General features: G+C 69.1%; 4 protein-coding genes. 2 read left to right on the forward strand and 2 right to left on the reverse strand.

Annotation, left to right across the window (positions count from 1 at the left end):
• Positions 1-143: 143 nt before the first annotated feature.
• A complete protein-coding gene (locus Gocc_RS15465; protein ID WP_181813749.1) occupies positions 144-1,427 on the reverse strand; it encodes an IS1380 family transposase in 1,284 nt (427 codons plus the stop codon).
• Positions 1,428-2,061: 634 nt separating this feature from the next.
• On the opposite strand from Gocc_RS15465, the gene Gocc_RS15855 reads away from it, so the two are divergent.
• Together Gocc_RS15855 and Gocc_RS15475 are read left to right on the forward strand one after the other, a co-directional pair.
• Complete coding sequence (locus Gocc_RS15855) at positions 2,062-2,889, forward strand: hypothetical protein (protein WP_147281356.1); 828 nt, start codon at positions 2,062-2,064, stop codon at positions 2,887-2,889.
• Positions 2,890-2,934: 45 nt separating this feature from the next.
• On the forward strand, positions 2,935-3,249 hold the full coding sequence (locus tag Gocc_RS15475; protein ID WP_114797481.1) for a hypothetical protein: 315 nt from the start codon (positions 2,935-2,937) through the stop codon (positions 3,247-3,249).
• Positions 3,250-3,317: 68 nt separating this feature from the next.
• Here the strand turns inward: Gocc_RS15475 and Gocc_RS16460 are convergent.
• Positions 3,318-3,712 (reverse strand): IS1634 family transposase (locus Gocc_RS16460; RefSeq protein ID WP_422718006.1); only part of this gene is annotated, 395 nt, incomplete at its 5' end.

The raw sequence follows: 3,712 nt of genomic DNA on the forward strand, positions 1-3,712 counted from the left end.
GGGGGGCGGGGATTGCTTTGGCGTCGTTGTCGGGGCCGGTCGATGGCAGCGAGCGTCTCGATGCGGGCGCGATCGGTCGTTCGTGGGCAGCGCTGATCGTCGTGCGGCGGTGCCGGGCTCGGTTTGGTGAGGGCGCTGCCTGTTCAGGCGGCAGCCGGCAGTGCTCGGATCCGCTCGAGCGCTTCGACGAAGTCGTGCTGCCAGGGCCAGCGTGCTGGCAGGTGCAGTGTGAAGCGGCCGGCGTGGCTGGTGAGTCGGCCCGGCAATGCGAGCAGTCGCCGGCGGACGCTGTGGGCGGCACGGAGGACGGGTTGGGGTGGTCCGAGCAGTTCGGTCCAGCGGAGCAGGTTGTGTGCGAGCGCGGCGATTACGGTCCAGGCGGCGTTGGCGTTGAACTGACCCGAGGGGAAGTGCGCCAATGCTTGTTCTTTCAGGTCGCGGATGACCTGCTCGATCACGGCGTGGTCGCGGTGCTCTGCTTCGACCAGGGCGAGCTCGTCGGTGCGGTTGGTGAGGAAGGGGAAGTGCTGCCAGTCGGGAAACAGCTCTGTCTGCGCGGCGAGGGTGCGGACGCGGCGCACGATCAGCCGTCGCCCGCCGAGCGTGGTCTCAGCGATCTGCGCCTGGCCTGTGGCCGGGTAGTCGGGGATCGTCTGCCAGGCGTCCTCGGCGATCGCGGCGACGAGCGCGGCCACTGGTTTCGTCATGCGGACGCCGATCGAGTACAGCCAGCCCGCCTGCTCCAGCCGCTCCATCAGCTTGACGTTCCAGAAGCCGGAATCGGCTCGCAGCAGTTTCGGCCCGGTCGCGCCGGCGCGCTGCACGCGGGCGATCAGCTCCTCGCTGAAGCGGAGGATGCCGCGCTGGGTGTTGGCCGAGCCTTTCCGCAGCCGCAGGTGCAACAGCTCGCGCGTGCCGGCGCGGGCGGCGACGAGCGGGTGGTAGCCGCGCACTCTGGTGTAGCCGAACGCGGCGCCCTGCTTCTGGTAGCCGTGCACCTCGCCGACGAACGAATCGACGTCGATCACGAGCCGCTCAGCACCGGGCCCTGCGCCCGCCGCCCAGGCACGCTGGAGCGCCTCGGCGAGCAGCCGGTCGAGCTGGCGCACATGCCCGAACGTGAACGCGCGCAGAAACGTCCCCAGCGTCGAGGGCGCCGCGACCCAGCCGCCGAGGAGCCTGCGCGTCCTCCCGGAGCGCAACAAGTCGCAGTCATCGATCGAGTCGGCGCCGAGCAGCATCGCGTACACCAGCGACATCACCTTCCGGCCGGCGTTGCGCGCACCGGGACGATCCGGCCGCAACCTGACGAACCGTTGCGCGAGCCGCTCGATCCCGAGCCGCTCAGCGAGCGACGCCACCAACACGATCCCCGCGTCGGAAACGAGCCGCTCGTCGTCGAAGGAGACCTCCAACCGGTCCAACACAACCGGCTCTTCTTCGTGCACCATCCAGGTGACCTCCTGACGCCGGGCCCCGGCTGCCCTATACAGCCACAAAGGCCCTGCTCAGGAGGTCATTCTCAACCCGGCATCGGACGGAGCCGACTCAACCATGCGGTGGATCAGGGATGAGATCAACGCGCGTACGGCGCGCGCGTGGGCGGGAGGCGAGCCCGCCGAAGACGCGGAGCTGACGCTGATGGTCGAGACTCCGACAGGCGTCCTCGTCCGTCGCATCCCCAACGCTTGGCCGCTGCCGTCCGACGTCACGCAAGGCCAAGCGGCCGAGGAGGCAGTCCACGAGGCGGCGGCGATCTGGGGTCTGCCCGACTTCACGTACCGTGGTCACCAGATCGAGGTCGGACAAGGCACGCGCGAGCTCGGCGACAACCTGCTCATCGTCGGCTCCGTTGGCGTTGTCGTGCAGGTCAAGAGCCGGACGGCGCCGAGCGACGATGCCGCGCGGGAGCGCCGCTGGGTCAAGAAGCAGGCGGGGTCGGCGCTGTCACAGGCGCGCGGCACGATTCGGCGCCTACGGTCACAGCCGGTCGACCTCACGAACGCGCGCGGGCGGACGGTCAGGGTCGACGGCGCGAACCTGAGGTGGATCTCCGTCGTCGTGATCGATCATCCCGATCCGCCGGCAGTCGCGCCGGCGCCGTTCGATTCGCAGGCGCCGGCGGTGGTCATCTTGCGGCGCGACTGGAACTTCCTCTTCGAGCTGCTCAAGTCGACCCACGCGGTCGCGACCTACCTTGAGCGCGTCGTCGGGGACCCGGTTGAACTCGGTCGAGAGCCGGTTCGCTACTACGAACTGGCGATGGCCGACCACCAAGCCGAGCCCGACAAGATCGACCCCGCGCTCGTCGGACCAAGCGGACTGACCATCGCGACGCCGCTCCTGCCATTGGCGGTGCCGCCCGAAGACGCCCGCCCGCACCTGCTCGTCCGCTCGATCTTCGAGGACATCGCGATCACGCCAGCGCCCGACGTCGACGAAGGGAACCGGCTTGCGGTCCTCGCCGAGCTTGACCGCTTGCCGGTGACTTACCGCGCCGAGATCGGCCACTTCCTCGAGGACGGGCTCGCTGCGGTCGTCGATGTCGGCCCGGAGGCGACCGAATGGAGGCTGCGCCGCTTCGTCGGCGGTCTCGAACGCGTCCACCTTGCCTTCGGCGTCTGCTCGCAATTCTCCGACATGCACCGCGACCTCTTCAGCTGGTGGGTGCAACTGCGCCACTACGACCACGCGCAGGTGCGCGGTGCGGCCGATGACCTGACGACCGTCGGCGTTCTCCTTTCGCCCCGGCGCGACGGCGTCCGCGCCTTTGACACGACCATGATCGCCGTCCGCGGTGCGCTCGACTTCTCGGACGAGGAGTTGCGGGCACTACGCGAGGCATGGCCGAACCCGCCGACTACCGAAGGGGTCGAGACCTCCGACTGATCGCGTACGTCGAAAGCTGTCAACCTCGGGCGATACGCTCTTTGTATGGCAACTGTGAGAGTGGAAGAGGATCTCGGCGCAGAGCTTGCGCGCTGGGTCGAGGCTGCCGTCCGCATCCAGCGCGGCGGTGTAGCGCAGACTTGGGATGAGCTGACCGTTCGCGAGCTGCCGTCGCTGCCGAGCATGAGCCCGACTCTGAGCGCACGGCGACACCGTTTCGACTTGCGCTTCAGCGCCGGCCCCTTCAGCAACGAGGCTCCGACGACCTGGGCACACGAGCTGATGGCCGAACTGCCGCGCCGGCTGGACCCGAGTTCCGCAGTTGATGGGCGCTCATCCGGCGTAGAAACGGCGCGTTAGCAGGGACTTCTTCAGTCGAGCGGTGTCGCAGCCGTGTGCCTACAGCGGGCGGCCGGTGAGGGGCGCCGTCAGGCTGGTTCGAGGGCGGTGATGCGGGGCGGCGGCTCGATCTGGAGCGCGGCCAGGATCGCCTGCTGAGGCGCGCTCGGTGCCGTGGTCTGTTGGATGGCGCCGGCGGCGCCTTCGAGTGTGACGAGGTGCAGGCGTTGCAGCTCGGTCGCGACCCGCCGCCAGCTGCGGCCGCTTTGCCGTTCGGCGATCCGGATCAGGAGCAGCGCGAGCCAGCAGACGATCGCGTGGGCGCGGATGCGGTGCTCGAGCCGGTGGAAGACGGGGCGCAGCTCCAAGGTGGTCTTCAGGTCGCGGAAGGAGCGTTCGGCTTCGCGCAGGTTCTTGTAGCCGAGCGCGATCTCCTCCGCGCTCAGGTCGGGGTCCGAGCTGGAGAGCAGGTATTTGCCGTCCA

The sequence above is a fragment of the Gaiella occulta genome (assembly GCF_003351045.1).
Lineage (GTDB): Bacteria > Actinomycetota > Thermoleophilia > Gaiellales > Gaiellaceae > Gaiella > Gaiella occulta.